Annotated in this window: 12 protein-coding genes and 1 riboswitch; of the genes, 8 read left to right on the top strand and 4 right to left on the bottom strand. The window is 38.1% G+C overall.

All coding sequences use genetic code 11. The features are described from left to right. The first annotated feature begins 136 nt into the window (after nt 1–136). From cydA to EUC40_RS00965, 3 genes are all read left to right on the top strand, one after another. Nucleotides 137–1,492: a cytochrome ubiquinol oxidase subunit I gene (gene cydA / locus EUC40_RS00975; RefSeq protein ID WP_071711271.1), complete on the top strand. Its 1,356-nt coding sequence runs from the start codon at nt 137–139 to the stop codon at nt 1,490–1,492. Next, nucleotides 1,485–2,510: a cytochrome d ubiquinol oxidase subunit II gene (locus tag EUC40_RS00970; protein WP_000544162.1), complete on the top strand. Its 1,026-nt coding sequence runs from the start codon at nt 1,485–1,487 to the stop codon at nt 2,508–2,510. Before cydA ends, EUC40_RS00970 begins: the two co-directional genes overlap by 8 nt. A gap of 315 nt (nt 2,511–2,825) precedes the next feature. Further along, nucleotides 2,826–4,184, top strand: coding sequence for an arsenic transporter (locus EUC40_RS00965; protein ID WP_156573245.1), 1,359 nt, complete (start codon nt 2,826–2,828; stop codon nt 4,182–4,184). A gap of 101 nt (nt 4,185–4,285) precedes the next feature. On the opposite strand, the gene thiC is transcribed toward EUC40_RS00965, so the two are convergent. After that, nucleotides 4,286–6,046: a phosphomethylpyrimidine synthase ThiC gene (thiC, locus tag EUC40_RS00960; protein ID WP_156573244.1), complete on the bottom strand. Its 1,761-nt coding sequence runs from the start codon at nt 6,044–6,046 to the stop codon at nt 4,286–4,288. 114 nt (nt 6,047–6,160) lie between these two features. Continuing rightward, nucleotides 6,161–6,276, bottom strand: a riboswitch (TPP riboswitch). 71 nt (nt 6,277–6,347) lie between these two features. Next, nucleotides 6,348–8,009, bottom strand: coding sequence for an L-lactate permease (gene lldP / locus EUC40_RS00955; RefSeq protein ID WP_156573243.1), 1,662 nt, complete (start codon nt 8,007–8,009; stop codon nt 6,348–6,350). 296 nt (nt 8,010–8,305) lie between these two features. On the opposite strand from lldP, the gene EUC40_RS00950 reads away from it, so the two are divergent. Further along, the gene (locus EUC40_RS00950; RefSeq protein WP_151624045.1) at nt 8,306–8,623 is read left to right on the top strand and encodes a magnetosome magnetite crystal formation protein family; all 318 of its coding nucleotides are present in this window, start codon (nt 8,306–8,308) and stop codon (nt 8,621–8,623) included. 60 nt (nt 8,624–8,683) lie between these two features. Here the strand turns inward: EUC40_RS00950 and EUC40_RS00945 are convergent, their stop codons facing one another. Together EUC40_RS00945 and EUC40_RS00940 are read right to left on the bottom strand one after the other, a co-directional pair. Further along, nucleotides 8,684–9,175: a metal-binding protein gene (locus EUC40_RS00945; RefSeq protein WP_156573242.1), complete on the bottom strand. Its 492-nt coding sequence runs from the start codon at nt 9,173–9,175 to the stop codon at nt 8,684–8,686. Nucleotides 9,176–9,225: 50 nt separating this feature from the next. Next, entirely contained in the window at nt 9,226–9,591 is a 366-nt protein-coding gene (locus EUC40_RS00940; protein WP_071711267.1) for a YkvA family protein, read from the bottom strand. A 547-nt stretch (nt 9,592–10,138) separates the two neighbouring features. On the opposite strand from EUC40_RS00940, the gene EUC40_RS00935 reads away from it, so the two are divergent. From EUC40_RS00935 to EUC40_RS00920, 4 genes are all read left to right on the top strand, one after another. Next, the gene (locus EUC40_RS00935; RefSeq protein ID WP_071711266.1) at nt 10,139–12,067 is read left to right on the top strand and encodes an LTA synthase family protein; all 1,929 of its coding nucleotides are present in this window, start codon (nt 10,139–10,141) and stop codon (nt 12,065–12,067) included. A 507-nt stretch (nt 12,068–12,574) separates the two neighbouring features. After that, entirely contained in the window at nt 12,575–13,459 is an 885-nt protein-coding gene (locus EUC40_RS00930) for a D-amino-acid transaminase (protein ID WP_084064583.1), read from the top strand. 211 nt (nt 13,460–13,670) lie between these two features. After that, a complete protein-coding gene (locus EUC40_RS00925) occupies nt 13,671–15,422 on the top strand; it encodes a C40 family peptidase (protein ID WP_156573241.1) in 1,752 nt (583 codons plus the stop codon). A gap of 366 nt (nt 15,423–15,788) precedes the next feature. After that, nucleotides 15,789–17,000: a NupC/NupG family nucleoside CNT transporter gene (locus EUC40_RS00920; protein ID WP_071711263.1), complete on the top strand. Its 1,212-nt coding sequence runs from the start codon at nt 15,789–15,791 to the stop codon at nt 16,998–17,000. Nucleotide 17,001 lies beyond the last annotated feature (1 nt).

Here is a 17,001-nt window from a genome sequence, read left to right as displayed (position 1 = left end):
TCTTTTTATTTGAAATATTCAAACATTATATTACCATATTCACTTTTTAAATACATATATATTTTTGGTAGTTTTTTTGAATAAATCTTCCAATTCAATCAGAAAATAATGGTAAAAAAAGAAGAGGAGTTTACATATGGATACCGTAACATTAGCAAGAGCGTTTTTTGGTTCTTCATTAGCATTCCACATTATCTTTGCAACACTTGGTGTCGGGCTTTCATTGATGATTTTCATAAGTGAAATACTCTATCACTGGAAGAAAGATTCCGACTATGCCATTATGGCGAAAAGATGGACAAAGGCATTTGCAATCCTTCTTGGTGTAGCAATTCCAACCGGAACAATTGTTGGTGTGCAAATCTCACTTCTATGGCCTGGTTTCGCCAAAATTGTTGGGCAAGTTATTTCTGTTCCCTTTCAAATTGAGATTTTCGCCTTCTTTTTAGAGGCTTTATTCATGTCTATTTACGTATACGCAGCTGATAAACTACCTCCGTTTATGAGATTAATATCGCTCTTTTTCGTAATGCTTGGTGCCACGGCATCTGCCGTGCTGATTACATCAGCAAATACATGGATGAATACACCCGCAGGCTTTTCAATGGGGCCAGATGGATCAGTTTTTAACGTTGATCCGTGGAAAGCTTTCTTTAATCCAAGCTTTGGCACAAGTGCATTCCACGTTGTTATTACGGCCTATGCGGCCGGGGCAGCTGTCATTGCCTCTATCGCTGGATTTAAATTATTAAAGAAGAATTTGAGTGAACGTGAGATTGCTTATCATAAAAAGGGGCTACTGTTAGGACTTGTTGTTACATTCATCACAGGTGCTACGATGTGGATTTCGGGACATGAATCTGCGATTGCCCTACATAAACACTCACCAGAAAAGCTGGCATCTGCTGAAGCTTTATTCGAAACGACATCACACGCTCCGTTATCAATTGGTGGGGTTGTTGATCCGAATACACTTGAACTAAACTATGCACTCGAAATTCCGAACATGCTCAGCTTATTAGTAGGGCTCGATCCTAGTACCGTCGTAAAAGGGCTCAATGAATTCCCACAAGAAACGTGGCCACCATTTTACACACATACACTGTTCAACTTAATGGTCGGCACAGCTGCTTTTACCTTCGCAGTTGCGGCGATTGCTCTCTTATATTGGTACTTTGTTTACCGAAAAAAAGGAGCGGAGTTACCGAAATGGCTTCTTTGGGCAGCTGCCGCATGTGGACCAGTTATGATGCTCGGTATTGAGTTCGGATGGGTTTTCAGCTGTAGCGGTCGTCAGCCATGGACCATTTATGGTATGCAACGTACGATGGACGCTTCTACACGCGCTGATTTCATCGGTCCTTTATTTGTTCTATTCATCATTTTATATATTGGACTCGGTATTTTAACAGTCTTTGTACTACGGACATTCTTTAAGAGACATCCGTTAAAGAATGACTTGCATAACCAAGGAGGCGATTCTCGTGCATGAGGAAAGTATTGCAATCATCATCTTGTGGGCTCTGATTTTTGTTTATAGTATATTAGGATCCATTGATTTCGGAGCTGGTTTTTGGGGCATGGTATACGCGAAACATCCGACGATTGCTGCTAAACTTGCGAATCGATACTTATCACCAACTTGGGAAGTAACCAATACATTTCTCGTCTTTGTCGTTGTCGCTTTTCTCGGTTTCTTTCCAAAGGCTGCCTTTACCCTTGCAACCGTTATGTTCGTACCAGTTATGCTAATTCTAGTACTCGTTGCAATTCGTAGTACATTTATGGTATTTGCTTATTCACTGCCAAAATACCAACACCTTCTTCGTATTATTTCAGGTATTACAGGGCTTTTAATTCCAGCTCTATTAATTACCGTTCTACCCGTTACAGAAGGTGCTTATATTACAATGTCTGAAGGAAAAGAAGTACTCCTATATGGAAAACTTCTTTCTAGTCCTGTTATTTATTGTTATATGCTCTTCGGACTAACTTCGGAACTATTTCTATCTTCTCTCTTTCTTGCTGATTTTTCGAGAGAACAAGGTTCAGAAGATGCATATAAAATTTATAGAAGAAATGCTATCATACTTGGTCCTGCAACGCTCGTTACAGCTATTATCGCCCTCGTTGTAATGGATCCCGAAACACACTGGCTCATGGAAGGGTTAATCAAGCAATTCCAATGGTTTACCGTTTCTATCGTTTTATTCGTTATCGGGTACTCTTCACTTTGGTGGACAAACAAGAAGTACGACACACTTGGATTTCCTCGCATCGCCGTTTTGGCTGTCGTTGCTCAATATGGATTTGCAAGCTACGCTTACGGCATCGCCCATTTACCGTACATCATTTATCCAGACGTAACTGTATTTACAAGCTTTACGACACCTGAAACATTTTATGCACTGCTTATTCTTTACGCAATTGGGATTGCAATTTTACTCCCAGGATTCATTTTCTTCTGGAATTTATTCTTGAAGGATCGAACTTTTTTAAAGGGAAAATAATATAGCGGGGGAGTCTGTTCCAAGAGGTATTTTTGGGATAGACTCCTCTTGTCATGTTTTATCGGTAAATCGCTCATATATTTTGAGTTACGCCGATATAAAATCCGCTTACTATCCGACTGTCCACCAAATTTATAGACTCCTCTCACGATAGTTATTTCACTATTAATGATACTTGTCCTATAGCTTAAAAAACACATATTCACTTCATTCCATTATACGTCTAGTTCTTCTTATTTTTTGCCGAATATACTATCAATACAACCTTGAGACAAGCTACATTCGTTCAAGGAAAAATAGAAAGGTAGGCAAAATATGAGTACTGAAATATGGATTACTATTATTGTATTCTTCTTCACGATGATTGTTATCTTTTGGCGACCTCGTGGTTTAAATGAGGCGTGGCCAGCAGCAATTGGTGCTGGTATTATCCTGATTACTGGACTTGTATCAAGACCAGACGTCATAGACATTATAAGTAAAATTGGCGGTGCCTCCATAACAATATTAGCGACCATCGTTATGGCGGTTATACTAGAAAGCTTCGGCTTCTTCCACTGGTCCGCAGCGAAACTTGCAAATTTAGCAAAAGGCTCCGGCCACCGATTATACTGGTACATTCAATTACTTTGTTTTCTTATGACTCTCTTATTCAATAACGACGGTAGTATTTTAATTACAACGCCAATTTTAATTCTCCTTCTAAAAAATCTTCAATTAAAACCCCATCAACAAATTCCTTATTTATTAAGTGGTGCTTTAATCGCTACTGCATCTAGTGCACCAATTGGTGTCAGTAATATCGTAAACTTAATCGCATTAAATATCGTTCATATGACTCTTTACATGCATACGGCTATGATGTTTGTACCTGCAACACTAGGACTATTGTTTATGTCATGGCTCATGTACACAGTTTTAAAGAAAAAACTACCAAAAAGATTACCTGTTTCTTCATATGATATCGAAGAAATATTCTTCACGAAAAATTTCCATCCATTAAAAGGAAAAAATTCTGTTGATACGAAACAAAAACGTACAAAATTCATGCTAAAAGTATTAGGCTTCGTCTTCCTTATGCGCTGTCTTCTATTCGTTGCATCCTTCTTATCGATTCCAATCGAAATTGTTGCTGTACTCGGTTCACTCGTTCTTCTCATCTGGAGATGGTACTACTTACGAACAAACCCTGTCGATATTTTGAAAAAGACACCGTGGCACATTTTAATTTTCGCATTCTCTATGTACGTCATTATTTACGGGCTTCACAACGCAGGATTAACAGCGGCGCTTGTAAATTGGCTTGAACCAGTTGTAAGTCAACATCTACTTTATGCTAGCTTTGCAATGGGCGGACTCGTCTCCCTCCTCTCTAACGTCTTCAATAACCATCCTGCACTTATGATTGGTACAATCACATTAACAGAAATGGGACTAGACCCAGTCACATTAAAAACTATCTACCTCGCAAACATTATTGGTAGTGACATCGGTTCACTATTACTACCAATCGGTACACTAGCTTCCCTCATTTGGATGTATATCCTGAAACAAAACAAAATTAAAGTAAAATGGAAAGACTATTTAAGTGTATCTCTTATCGTTATTCCTCTCACAACAATCGTCATATTATTCCTCTTATACTACTGGGTACACCTCTTCTTCGCCTTATAAACGACAGAAGCCCGCTTTGCTACCGTCTTAGCAAAGCGGGCTTCTTCTATATTTAAGTTAGGTACTACAGTGTGATCAATCAAGTAAAGAGGTGTAACGTGTTATTGGTATAAATGACTACCAGTTTCTTTAAATTCTTTCGCCTTCTCTTTCATCCCTTTTTCAATTGCTTCTGTCGTTTCTAAATCATTTTCTTTCGCATATTCACGAATATCATGTGAAATTCTCATACTACAGAACTTCGGTCCACACATCGAACAGAAATGAGCTGTTTTCGCTCCTTCTGCCGGCAACGTTTCATCGTGATATTCCATCGCGCGTTCAGGATCTAAAGATAAATTAAATTGATCGCGCCAACGGAATTCAAAGCGTGCTTTCGAAAGTGCATCATCACGCTGATGAGCCGTTTTGTGCCCTTTCGCAAGATCAGCCGCATGTGCTGCAATTTTGTACGTAATAACCCCCGTTCGAACATCATCTTTATTTGGCAATCCTAAATGTTCTTTCGGTGTTACATAACAAAGCATTGCAGTTCCGAACCAACCAATCATTGCAGCTCCAATTGCCGATGTAATATGGTCATAACCTGGTGCAATATCTGTCGTTAACGGTCCAAGTGTATAGAATGGCGCGCCCTGACAAATATCAAGTTCTTTTTCCATATTCTCTTTAATTAAATGCATTGGTACATGTCCAGGTCCTTCAATCATCACTTGCACATCATGTTTCCAAGCAATTTTCGTTAATTCACCAAGTGTTTCAAGCTCAGAGAATTGTGCTTCGTCATTTGCATCTGCAATCGATCCTGGACGTAATCCATCTCCAAGAGAGAACGAAACATCGTACTGCTTCATAATTTCACAAATCTCTTCAAAATGAGTATATAGGAAGTTTTCTTTATGGTGGAATAAACACCACTGCGCCATAATCGAACCACCACGCGAAACGATACCTGTCGTACGCTTTGCAGTAATTGGAATGTAACGAAGTAATACACCAGCATGAATCGTAAAGTAATCCACGCCTTGCTCCGCTTGCTCAATTAACGTATCACGATACACTTCCCACGTTAAATCTTCTGCAATTCCATTTACCTTTTCAAGCGCTTGATAAATCGGTACAGTTCCAACTGGTACAGGCGCATTACGAATAATCCACTCACGCGTCGTATGAATGTTTTTACCTGTAGATAAATCCATAATCGTATCTGCACCCCAGCGCGTTGCCCACGTCATCTTCTCTACTTCTTCTGCAATAGAAGAAGATACAGCAGAGTTTCCGATATTTGCATTTACCTTCACGTGGAAATTACGCCCGATAATCATCGGTTCTGCTTCCGGATGATTAATATTCGCGGGTAAAATAGCACGGCCTTCTGCAATTTCCTTACGAACAAACTCAGGGTCTACTCCCTCACGAATCGCAACGTATTCCATCTCAGACGTAATAATGCCATTACGCGCATAATGCATTTGCGTAACATTTGCACCTTGCTTCGCTCTAAGCGGCTGGCGATCCATTTGCGGAAAAACAGGTGTATGTTTCGAAGCCACTTTCACACCGTCATCCTCTGGTTTTACTTCGCGCCCTTCGTATGCTTCTACGTCTCCGCGCTCTACTATCCAAGAGTGACGCGGCGCCTGCAATCCCTTTTCCAGCTCCACTTTATACGCCGGATCCGTATAAGGACCGCTCGTATCATACACACGGACTGGAGGATTCGGGACGCCGTTCGTTTCGCTTTGTTCAATCTCACGCATCGGCACTTTCATGCCTGCGCGTGGTCCATCCACATATACTTTCTTACTCCCTGGTAAACTCGACTTCAATTCAATTTGCTCAGCTGAAACAGATTGTTTCATAACCTTTGTTGCCTCCCCTGTTCGTGACAAGGACGAGATATGGCCAGCGCATGCCAAAATAAAAAGAGCCAGGTCCATAAAAAAATAAGGACCTGGCTCATAAAAGACATCATTATGTAAAGCCGTTAACTTCCCTACGCTGGTACGAGCCAGATCAGGTCCAAAGGGTTAAGAAGATCACGCGCTTCTCTCTCAGCCTACGCATACGTTAGGCACCCCTAGTTTATCACTGATTTAATTTTCAATACTTTCCCATCATACACGATAATCTGAAAAATGCAAAGTTTATTTCTTTTATTGTTTATGGAATCATCCACGTTAAATAATATGCCTGCACATACGTCATAATACCAACAATAATGACGAAGAACAAACTATGCTTCACTGTAAATCGGAATAAATCTGATTCTTTTCCAGCAAGTCCAACTGCCGCACAAGCAATTGCAATCGATTGCGGAGAAATCATTTTCCCTGTTACACCACCCGTTGTATTTGCTGCAACGAGAAGCACTTCAGATACACCGACTTGCTGTGCTGTAATTGCTTGTAAGTTTGAGAACAGTGCGTTCGCTGACGTATCAGATCCCGTTAAGAATACGCCAATCCACCCTAGGAATGGTGAGAAGAACGGGAATAATCCGCCAGTTCCAGCTAGCGCTAACGCTAATGTAGAAGATAGGCCAGAATAGTTTGCGATAAATGCAAATCCTAATACGAATCCGATTGATAGAATTGGCATTTTCAGTTCATTTAACGTTTCTTTAAATGTCACTACTGCATCTTTTGCACTCATTTTCAAAATAAACATGGAAATGATGCAAGCAATTAAAATCGCTGTTCCAGTTGCTGATAATACATCAAGCTTCAAAATCGCCTCATAAGGCGTCGGTTTATTTACAATTGGCTCTGCTTTCATTACTAAATTGTGCAAGCCTGGAATTTCAAACTTAAATACAAGACTTTCTAAAGTGCCACCTGGAGCGAATAACGCCTTAAAGAAACTTTGACTCCAAATAATTACCATAACTGTTAATACGATAAATGGAGACCATGCCTTTACGACTTTTCCTAACGTTAATTTCGGCATCGATGCCGCTGTCGTTGTTGCAGCTACTTCACTATTCGCTTGCCCTGATTGATAGATTTCTTTCGGTTGCCATACTTTTAAGAACAGCGCCAAACTTACTAAACTTACAAGCGCCGATGTAATATCCGGAAGTTCTGGTCCTAAGAATGTCGCTGTAATAAACTGCGTAATTGCAAATGAACTACCCGCTACAAACAGCGCAGGCCACGTTTGCTTTACCCCTTTAAATCCATCCATTAAAAATACGATAAAGAACGGAACAAATAATGATAAGAACGGTAACTGATGTCCAGCCATTTGTCCGATCTTATGTGGATCAATACCCGTTACTTGTCCGGCAACTGTAATTGGGATTCCCATTGCGCCAAACGCTACTGGTGCAGTATTTGCGATTAAACAAAGACCAGCTGCATATAGAGGATTTAAACCAAGACCTGCAAGAAGCGCCGCCGTGATCGCTACCGGTGCCCCAAATCCTGCTGCTCCTTCTAAAAATGCTCCAAATGAAAATCCAATTAAAATAACGAGTAAACGGTGATCATTTGTAATAGATAATACAGATGCACGAATCACATCGAATTGACCTGTTTTCACAGAAATTTTATATAAAAATACCGACATAATGATGATCCAAGCGATTGGCCATAATCCGTATAAGAAACCATATCCGGTTGCTGCCATCGCCATCGTGAACGGCATCTTATAAGCGAACAGCGCTACTAAAATTGTAAGTACAACCGTAATAAATCCTGCCACATACCCCTTCATGCGGAAAACTGCTAAAGCTAAGAAAAAAAAGATAATCGGAATAAGTGCGACTGCCGCCGAAATCCAAATGTTTCCGAACGGATCATAAACTTGTGTCCATGTGTTCATTGTTCTCTCCCCCTAAAGAATCCCCTTTTAAATAGAATAACCTCATCAATAGACTATCAGGTCATCATACCTTTTAGCCTAAAAATAAAAAACGTTTAGGAAAACGTTTTCAATTACTTCCATTTATACTTTAGCACATTATTTTCTAGCAAAAAAGATTTTTTTGAAAATTTTATCTTTTTTCCAGGAAATCTTACAAAATCGTCATGTTCCTGTAATGTTCATCGATAGAAAGCTTGCCAAAACTATTGCATAATAATAGTATAACAACAGACATTATTCATGAGGTGATATATATGAACGGAAACAAAATATTAGCTGCTTTATCATACTTTAGTGTACTATTTGCCCCTATCTTATTCCCTATTATCGTTTGGATTGTAGGCGATGCTGAAACAAAACCACATGCAAAACGTGCTCTATGGACACACATTATTCCAAGTATCGCTACATTCATCGGCGTAGCTATTTTAGGAATTATGGGTATCGGATCGGATCAACCAGACGTAACACTTGGAATCGGAGCAATGATTGTCTTATGTATTTGCGGCATCATTAGCTTATACTACTTCATTTGGAATATCGTGAAAGGTATTAAAGTGCTGAAAGCATAATTTCCTTTTTAAACAAACGTTTGATTAAAAAAAGACACTTGCAATTTGCAAGTGTCTTTTTTATCTTCTGCGTTTCTTCTTTTTTCTCATCATTTTCTTTCGGCGCGTATTCACTTTATCCGCTATAATGTGGAGCGTACTCGCTACGACAATTCCCATTACGAACGTTACAAGTTCAACCTCATGTTCCTTCGCAATTTCTATTAAATTCCCGTCAAGTACGATTACATTTAATAGGAATAAAAACGGAGAAAACACAATTAACATGTATGCGATACGAATTATATCACCAAGTATAATCGTGTGCGTAAAAAAGGAGCGATGCGGCATTATTCTCTTATACGGGTACCAAAATATACGCAAGAATCCCCATTTATTGTACGCATTACTGTACGTATCTAAATCCGGTGTTAAAAATGAAGTGCCCACTAAAAAGCCAATTGCAAAAGTTAATAAAAAATCAAAATCTGTTAATCCATACGAGAAAAGCATAAACAAAACAACCGGCAAGGATATTAAGTTTATTTTCGTATGCGTTCTTCCTGATGGCATAATGCACTTCCTCGCTTACGTTCGCCCTGTCACCATATGACAGTTCTCACCTATTGATCTAATTTCTGATCGATAAATGATGTGTCTATATCCGAACCAAACCATTCTGCCAACTTCATTCGTGCCTTATCTTTCACATCTTCATTGACGTATAACGACGCTTGTAATAGTGCGGCCATTAACGCCCCTAAATCATCCGTATAACCAATTCCAGCAATGAAATCTGGGATGGCATCAATCGGTGCAATAAAATAAGCAAGTGCTCCAATTACAATCATTTTCACTCGTTTCGGAACGTCTCGTCTTTGCAAAACGTAAAACAATAATAAACTTGCATAAATGACTGACTGCCCAGCTTGCTTTGCAACATGTTTTACCTTCTTCCAAAACGCTTCAACTGAAAATTTTTGTTCCATATAAAAGCCTCCTTATTTTTTTAAAAAAATAAGCTACAATATGATATCAGTAAAAGTTCATCAAAATTACACATAATCTACCAATAAATTTTATTGTAACAAACAAAGATAAAAAGAACAAGTGTTCGTTAATTTTTACATACTTTCCTTCATATACTAGGTTTCTAGATAACCACTTACACATATTCATTTCTTATTTCTCAACCATGGAAATTTTCAATTTCACTTAACATTCTGTTCTATTTTTGTTATATTTTCTAGTTGACGAGCATATAAACGAATGTTAAAGTTTTCTCTGGTAGTAGCAAATCACATACAAAAAATGTAAAATGTTATAGTGTTTCTCAGAAATGAATTTTGTTGTATAATACAGAAATGACGTTATGCTTATGAGCAACACAAGAAACTAAAAAAGGGTATGCATAGTTATAGTCGTATATGGGTGAATATAGAACCTCTAATTATGGCCAAGAAAACTATGTGTTTTTTATTTTAACATTTTTCGCTCCAAAATCGACCAAGCCTGATAGAGAAAGGGTGGAAATGAATGAAAGAAACCTTGAAATCACAATTTCAAAATGTGCGCTTCACTTTATTCGTAGCTTTGGCCGTCTGGCTGAAAACCTACATTATTACACGCACAAGCTTTGATTTAAAACTTGAATCTTTCATGCAAGAATTCATTTTATTCATTAGTCCATTAGCAGCATCATTACTGTTTGTGGGCCTTGCATTATTTGCAAAAGGAAAAAAACGTAACTATATAGCACTTGGAATTAATTTTGTCTTAACGTTCATTCTTGTTGGTAACGTAATGTTCTACGGATTCTACAATGACTTCGTTACTTTACCAGTACTAGGACAAACATCTAACTTTGGAAGCTTAGGTTCTAGTGTGAAAGAGTTATTTAACTACAAAATTATCCTTGCATTTGCGGATATTCTTGTATTCTTCGTTCTATTGAAAAAGAAGAAAAACTTTGCACCGACAGAGCGTGTAGCACGTCCGATGCGTTCCCTATACTTCGTATCAACAATTGCTATTTTCTTCGTAAACCTAGGATTTGCAGAAGCTGAGCGTCCAGAACTATTAACACGTTCATTCGACCGCGTTATGCTTGTTAAAAACTTAGGATTATATGTACACCAAGCATACGACCTTGGCTTACAAGCGAAATCTAGTTCACAAAAAGCATTTGCTGACGGTAGTAAATTACAAGAAACAGAAAACTATGTGAAAACAACACAAAGTAAACCAGATCCAAATATGTTCGGTACTGCAAAAGGGAAAAACGTAATTGTTGTCTCTCTTGAGTCATTACAAACATTCTTAATTGGCGCAACAGTTAACGGACAAGAAGTTACACCATTCTTAAACCAATTTACGAAAGAAAGTTATTACTTCGATAACTTCTTCCATCAAACTGGTCAAGGGAAAACATCTGATGCTGAGTTCTTAGTAGATACTTCAATGTACCCACTAGACCGTGGTGCTGTATTCTTCACACACGGTAACAATGAATACACAGCAACTCCAGAAATTTTACGTCAGCAAGGGTACCACACGTCGGTATTCCACGCAAACAACGCAACGTTCTGGAACCGTAACATTATGTATCCAGCACTTGGTTATGATCGTTACTACAACGAGCTTGATTACAAGATTACGCCAGAAACAAAATTAAACTGGGGATTAAAAGATATCGAATACTTCGATCAATCTATCGATATGTTAAAAGAAGTGAAGCAACCATTCTATACTCGCTTCCTTACTTTAACGAATCATTACCCATTCACTTATGATGACAGTACGAAATTAATCGATGAATACAATTCTGGTGATGGCGTATTTGACCGTTACATGGTAACTGCTCGTTATTTAGACGAAGCGATGAAACACTTTATTGAGCGTCTAAAAGCAGAAGGCATTTACGACAACTCTGTTATCGTATTCTACGGTGACCACTACGGTATTTCTGAAAACCATAACCGTGCAATGGCACAGTTCTTAGGAAAAGAAGAAATTACTGCATTTGACCATATGAACTTACAAAAAACACCGATGTTTATTCACGTTCCAGGTCAAAAAGAAGGTAAAACAATTTCAAAACCAACTGGTGAAATTGACATTAAACCAACAATTCTAAACTTACTTGGTGTAGATTCTACGAATCAAATCCAATTCGGTCATGATGTATTCTCACCAGATAATAAAGGTTTCGTTGTTCTTCGTGACGGTAGCTTCGTTACAGATAAGTACATGTACACGAACAGTACATTCTACGACCGTAACACGGGTGAAGTTGTACAATTACCGAAAGAAGAATCTCAACCGCTAATTGATCGTGCCCAAAATGAATTGCATATGTCTGACAAGATCATTGAAGGTGACTTACTTCGCTTCTCTGACAGTAACAAGATCAAAACTGGTGAAGTAAAAACAGCTATAAAAGAAGAAAAGAAGAGCGCTGAGTAATCTCAGCCTCTTTTTTTATTTTCCTCCCTCCTCTCCCTTATATTCATTAACTTTAAAATTACATAACCTTTACCAAATATTCACATAGGATTAATGAAACATCTCTATAATAAAATATGTAAACGAGGTTCTACATATTTCTTATCTCTCATCTTCAATAAGATCCCTTACAGAAATGTGTGAATCGTTTGTTTCTACTTTCTTATAATTGTCTTTCAACATGTTTTGTTTCCATAAACAAAACATTCAATAAGACGATGTCCCTATGAAAGATAGCTACCCTCCTTGTGCAGCATTCCATAAGAATGTTGCTTTTTTTTATTTACAAGCAGGATTCTTATTTCTTATTTTCGAATTTATATATACAAAATGCTATAAATTACCACTATTTTCTTTGCGATTTACCAATACATATACGTCATATGTAAAGAATTACTCACATAAAAATGACTATAGTGATTTTTATTCCGAATGAAAGTTTCATGTTACTTATGTACTTACGAAAGGATGGGACGACAATTGGCATATGAAAGATTTGTACTTTGGAATGATGCAGTTATTGATACAACAAAGCAAAAAACGTACATAGAACTTGAAGAAAGAGGCTTGCAGTTTGGAGATGGTGTCTATGAGGTTATGCGCCTATATAAAGGGAACTTTCATTTATTAGATCCACACATAACAAGATTATATCGCTCCATGGAAGAAATAGAATTATCTCTCCCTTTCTCAAAAGCAGAACTCATCATATTACTTTACAAGCTCATTGAAAGTAATAATTTCCACGAAGATGGAACCATTTATTTGCAAGTATCTCGCGGTGTACAAGCTCGTACCCATGCATTCTCATATGACGCTCCTCCGACAATCTATGCCTATATTACCAAAAAGGAAAGACCAGCTTTATGGATTGAATATGGTGTACGTGCCATATCAGAACCAGATACTCGCTGGCTCCGCTGCGATATTAAATCATTAAATTTATTACCAAATGTACTAGCTGCTACGAAAGCTGAGCGCAAAGGCTGTAAAGAAGCACTATTTGTACGAAATGGTATTGTAACGGAGGGGAGCTGTTCTAATTTCTTTCTAATCAAAAATGGCACTCTGTACACGCATCCAGCCAATCACCTTATTTTAAACGGCATTATTCGTCAATATGTCCTTTCTTTAGCAAAAACCCTTCGCATTCCTGTACAAGAAGAACTTTTCAGTGTTCGTGACGTTTATCAAGCAGATGAATGCTTTTTTACAGGAACTACAATTGAAATTTTACCGATGACACATCTGGATGGAACAGCGATTCAAGATGGTCAAGTTGGGCCTATCACAAAAATGTTACAAAAATCCTTTTCTCAAAGCTTGTTTCAATCCAACATGTCATCTTCTTAAATCCGAATAATTTCTATCCTGTCTGCATTCAATATATGTATTTAAATGGAAATCAAGGTGTGAAATTCATGCCTTGATTTTTTCTTGTAATCTTTTTGTCATATTCAGATTCCCGCATAAGTCTTGACAGTAATCGACATGCTCTTTAGAATTTTTAACAGTTGGTAAATATTTCTTCACTACATTACAGACAGAAAGGAATCGACAAATTATGAAAAAATACCTTGCCGGTCTTGCGGCAGTGTCTGTAGCAGGAGGAGCAGCACCTACACTTGATAGCGTTCAAGCTGCCCCTGAACAAAATACACAAAAAGCTGCTACACAAACTGTCCAAGCTTCTGCATCAAACAGCTCATCTTATAAGGTAAACGCTAGCGTATTACATGTTCGTGCAGGATCAAGTACTTCTCACGACATCATCTCACGCGTTTATAACGGTCAATCTTTAAATGTGATTGGCGAAGAAAATGGTTGGTTCAAAATTAACCATAATGGACAAACTGGCTTTGTTAGCGGTGAATTTGTATCAAAAAATGGTGCAAACAGTTCCAATGTAAGTACAACAGGTGGAAACAATAAAGTTACTGCTGATGTATTGCGTGTGCGCACAGCTCCTAACACTTCTAGTTCTGTTTCAGGACGTGTATATGAAGGACAAACATTAAACGTGATTGGTCAAGAAAATGGTTGGGTGAAAATCAACCATAATGGACAAGTTGGCTACGTAAGTGGCGAATTCGTATCTGGTGTTTCTTCTAATGCAGGTTCTTCAAACAACAATACGAATAATAACAACCAAGAATCTATAAAACCAGCAAGTGGAAACTATACAGTAAATGTATCTTCTCTTCGTGTTCGTACAGGTCCTAGTACTTCTCATACAACTGTAGGTTCTGTTACAAAAGGACAAGTAGTTCAAGTTGTTGGCGAAGTGCAAGATTGGTTCAAAATCAACTATGCGGGACAAACTGCTTACGTAAGCAAAGACTACGTAACAAAAGGCGGTTCTAACGATAACGTTGCACAAGGAAACAACCAAGATAACAAACAAGACCAAAATAATAATGTAACCGTTCAAACTGGTGGTACTTACGTTGTTAACGCAACATCTCTACGCGTTCGCACAGGCCCTGCTACTTACCATAGCGTAATTGGTGGCGTATTAAATGGTACGACATTAAACGTAATTGGCTCTGAAGGTAGCTGGTTTAAAGTTAACTATCAAGGAAAAACAGGCTACGTTAGTAGCGAATTCATGAAATTCGTTAAAGGTGGCACTACTACTCCTGAGCAACCAAAACAACCTGAACAACCTAATCAAGGTGCAATTGGTGACTACTACATCAATGCTTCTGCATTAAACGTACGTAGCGGCGAAGGTACAAATTATAGAATCATAGGCGCACTTCCACAAGGACAGAAGGTTCAAGTAATCTCTGAAAACTCTGGATGGAGCAAAATTAACTACAACGGTCAAACTGGTTACATCGGAACACGTTTCCTATCTAAAACACCAGTTGGTGGCGCAGTAGATAATAAGCCTAACGACAACCAAAATAATAACCAAAATAATAACAACAATAATACAGGCAATAATAGCGGTGACAGTTCTTCCGTACTTGCATACGCAAAATCAATGCAAGGCGTACCATACGTTTGGGGCGGTACTTCTGCTACTGGTGTTGACTGCAGTGGTTACATCTACCACGTATTTAAGAAATTTGGTCATAACATTAGTCGTCAAAGTGTTGCAGGATATTGGAGCAGCCTACAAAAAACTTCAAATCCACAACCAGGTGACTTAATTTACTTCCAAAATACTTATAAATCAGGTCCTTCTCATATGGGTATTTACCTTGGAGGCGGATCCTTTATCCAAGCTGGAGATAAAGGTGTAGCAATCGCTTCGTTAAGTAACTCTTATTGGAAGAGCCATTTCTTAGGATACACGAAAGCACCTTAATTAATAGTTTCAAAGCCTTCTAGATTACTAGAAGGCTTTTTATTATGCATTCACCTCAGTACTCCCTTTCCGTATCTTCTCTCTATAAAAAAATAATGCATCTATTTTTCCATTTCATACACCATATTCTGCAAAAACAATCCATAACGTTATCATAATGTATATATTTTTATAAAAAACGTAACCTATTTCATGATGATTCATTTTATATGTGTTTTTTTGAAGAATTTTCTTTTTATTTAAACTTTTCGTTAGACGTTTGACCTCCGATGTCCATTATGATAAGTTACTTAAGATGTTATATTCGCAAAAGTATAGACAACTGGTTTATACACTTTTTTTACTATGAGGAAGGAGCTACACTGCATGAATCTTTTATGGGGAATTGGCGGCGTGATTGGAGTATTAGCAATTGCTTTCTTACTATCTTCCAACCGCAAAGCTATTAATTGGCGCACAATTTTAATCGCGCTAGCATTACAAATGTCATTTTCATTTATCGTACTACGATGGGATGCTGGTAAAGCAGGTCTAAAATACGCTGCTGACGGTGTTCAAGGGTTAATTAATTTTTCTTACGAGGGAATTAAGTTCGTTGCTGGGGATTTAGTCAACGCAAAAGGACCTTGGGGATTTATCTTCGTTATTCAAGCACTACTTCCAATCGTATTTATTAGTTCATTAGTTGCAATCTTATATTATTTCGGTATTATGCAGAAATTTGTTAGTATCGTTGGTGGTGCATTAAGTAAACTTCTTGGAACTTCTAAAGCAGAAAGTTTAAACTCAGTAACAACTGTATTTTTAGGACAAACTGAAGCTCCAATCTTAATCAAACCTTACTTAGCACGCTTAACAAATAGTGAATTCTTCACTATTATGGTAAGCGGTATGACAGCTGTTGCCGGCTCCGTTCTTGTCGGTTATGCAGCAATGGGAATTCCGTTAGAACACTTATTAGCAGCAGCAATTATGGCAGCTCCATCAAGTTTATTAATCGCAAAACTAATCATGCCAGAGACAGAACAGGTAGATAATAACGTTGAACTTTCTACAGAACGTGAAGATGCAAACGTTATTGACGCAGCTGCACGCGGTGCATCTGAAGGTATTCAACTTGTTATTAACGTAGCAGCAATGTTAATGGCTTTCATCGCATTAATCGCTTTATTAAATGGATTATTAGGATGGGTTGGTTCTTGGTTCGATATTAAACTTAGCCTTGATTTAATCTTCGGTTACTTATTATCACCATTTGCAATCTTAATCGGGGTTTCTCCAGGTGAAGCTATACAAGCAGCTAGCTTTATCGGTCAAAAACTTGCAATCAACGAATTCGTTGCATACGCAAACTTAGGACCACACATGGCAGAGTTCTCTGCAAAAACAAACTTAATTTTAACATTCGCAATCTGTGGTTTCGCAAACTTCTCTTCTATCGCAATTCAATTAGGTGTAACAGGAACGTTAGCTCCTACTCGCCGTAAACAAATTGCAGAATTAGGGATTAAAGCAGTTATCGCTGGTACATTAGCGAACTTCTTAAATGCAGCAGTTGCAGGTATGATGTTCCTATAAA

The organism is Bacillus luti (assembly GCF_009739945.1).
Classification (GTDB): domain Bacteria; phylum Bacillota; class Bacilli; order Bacillales; family Bacillaceae_G; genus Bacillus_A; species Bacillus_A luti.
This window is presented reverse-complemented; position numbering and strand designations above follow the sequence as displayed.

Excerpts from the sequence above, each read along its gene's own strand:
- cydA (WP_071711271.1), top strand. The coding sequence starts at position 137 with ATGGATACCGTAACATTAGCAAGAGCGTTTTTTGGTTCTTCATTAGCA.
- EUC40_RS00965 (WP_156573245.1), top strand. The coding sequence starts at position 2,826 with ATGAGTACTGAAATATGGATTACTATTATTGTATTCTTCTTCACGATG.
- thiC (WP_156573244.1), bottom strand. The coding sequence starts at position 6,046 with ATGAAACAATCTGTTTCAGCTGAGCAAATTGAATTGAAGTCGAGTTTA.
- lldP (WP_156573243.1), bottom strand. The coding sequence starts at position 8,009 with ATGAACACATGGACACAAGTTTATGATCCGTTCGGAAACATTTGGATT.
- EUC40_RS00950 (WP_151624045.1), top strand. The coding sequence starts at position 8,306 with ATGAACGGAAACAAAATATTAGCTGCTTTATCATACTTTAGTGTACTA.
- EUC40_RS00945 (WP_156573242.1), bottom strand. The coding sequence starts at position 9,175 with ATGCCATCAGGAAGAACGCATACGAAAATAAACTTAATATCCTTGCCG.
- EUC40_RS00940 (WP_071711267.1), bottom strand. The coding sequence starts at position 9,591 with ATGGAACAAAAATTTTCAGTTGAAGCGTTTTGGAAGAAGGTAAAACAT.
- EUC40_RS00935 (WP_071711266.1), top strand. The coding sequence starts at position 10,139 with ATGAAAGAAACCTTGAAATCACAATTTCAAAATGTGCGCTTCACTTTA.
- EUC40_RS00930 (WP_084064583.1), top strand. The coding sequence starts at position 12,575 with ATGGGACGACAATTGGCATATGAAAGATTTGTACTTTGGAATGATGCA.
- EUC40_RS00925 (WP_156573241.1), top strand. The coding sequence starts at position 13,671 with ATGAAAAAATACCTTGCCGGTCTTGCGGCAGTGTCTGTAGCAGGAGGA.
- EUC40_RS00920 (WP_071711263.1), top strand. The coding sequence starts at position 15,789 with ATGAATCTTTTATGGGGAATTGGCGGCGTGATTGGAGTATTAGCAATT.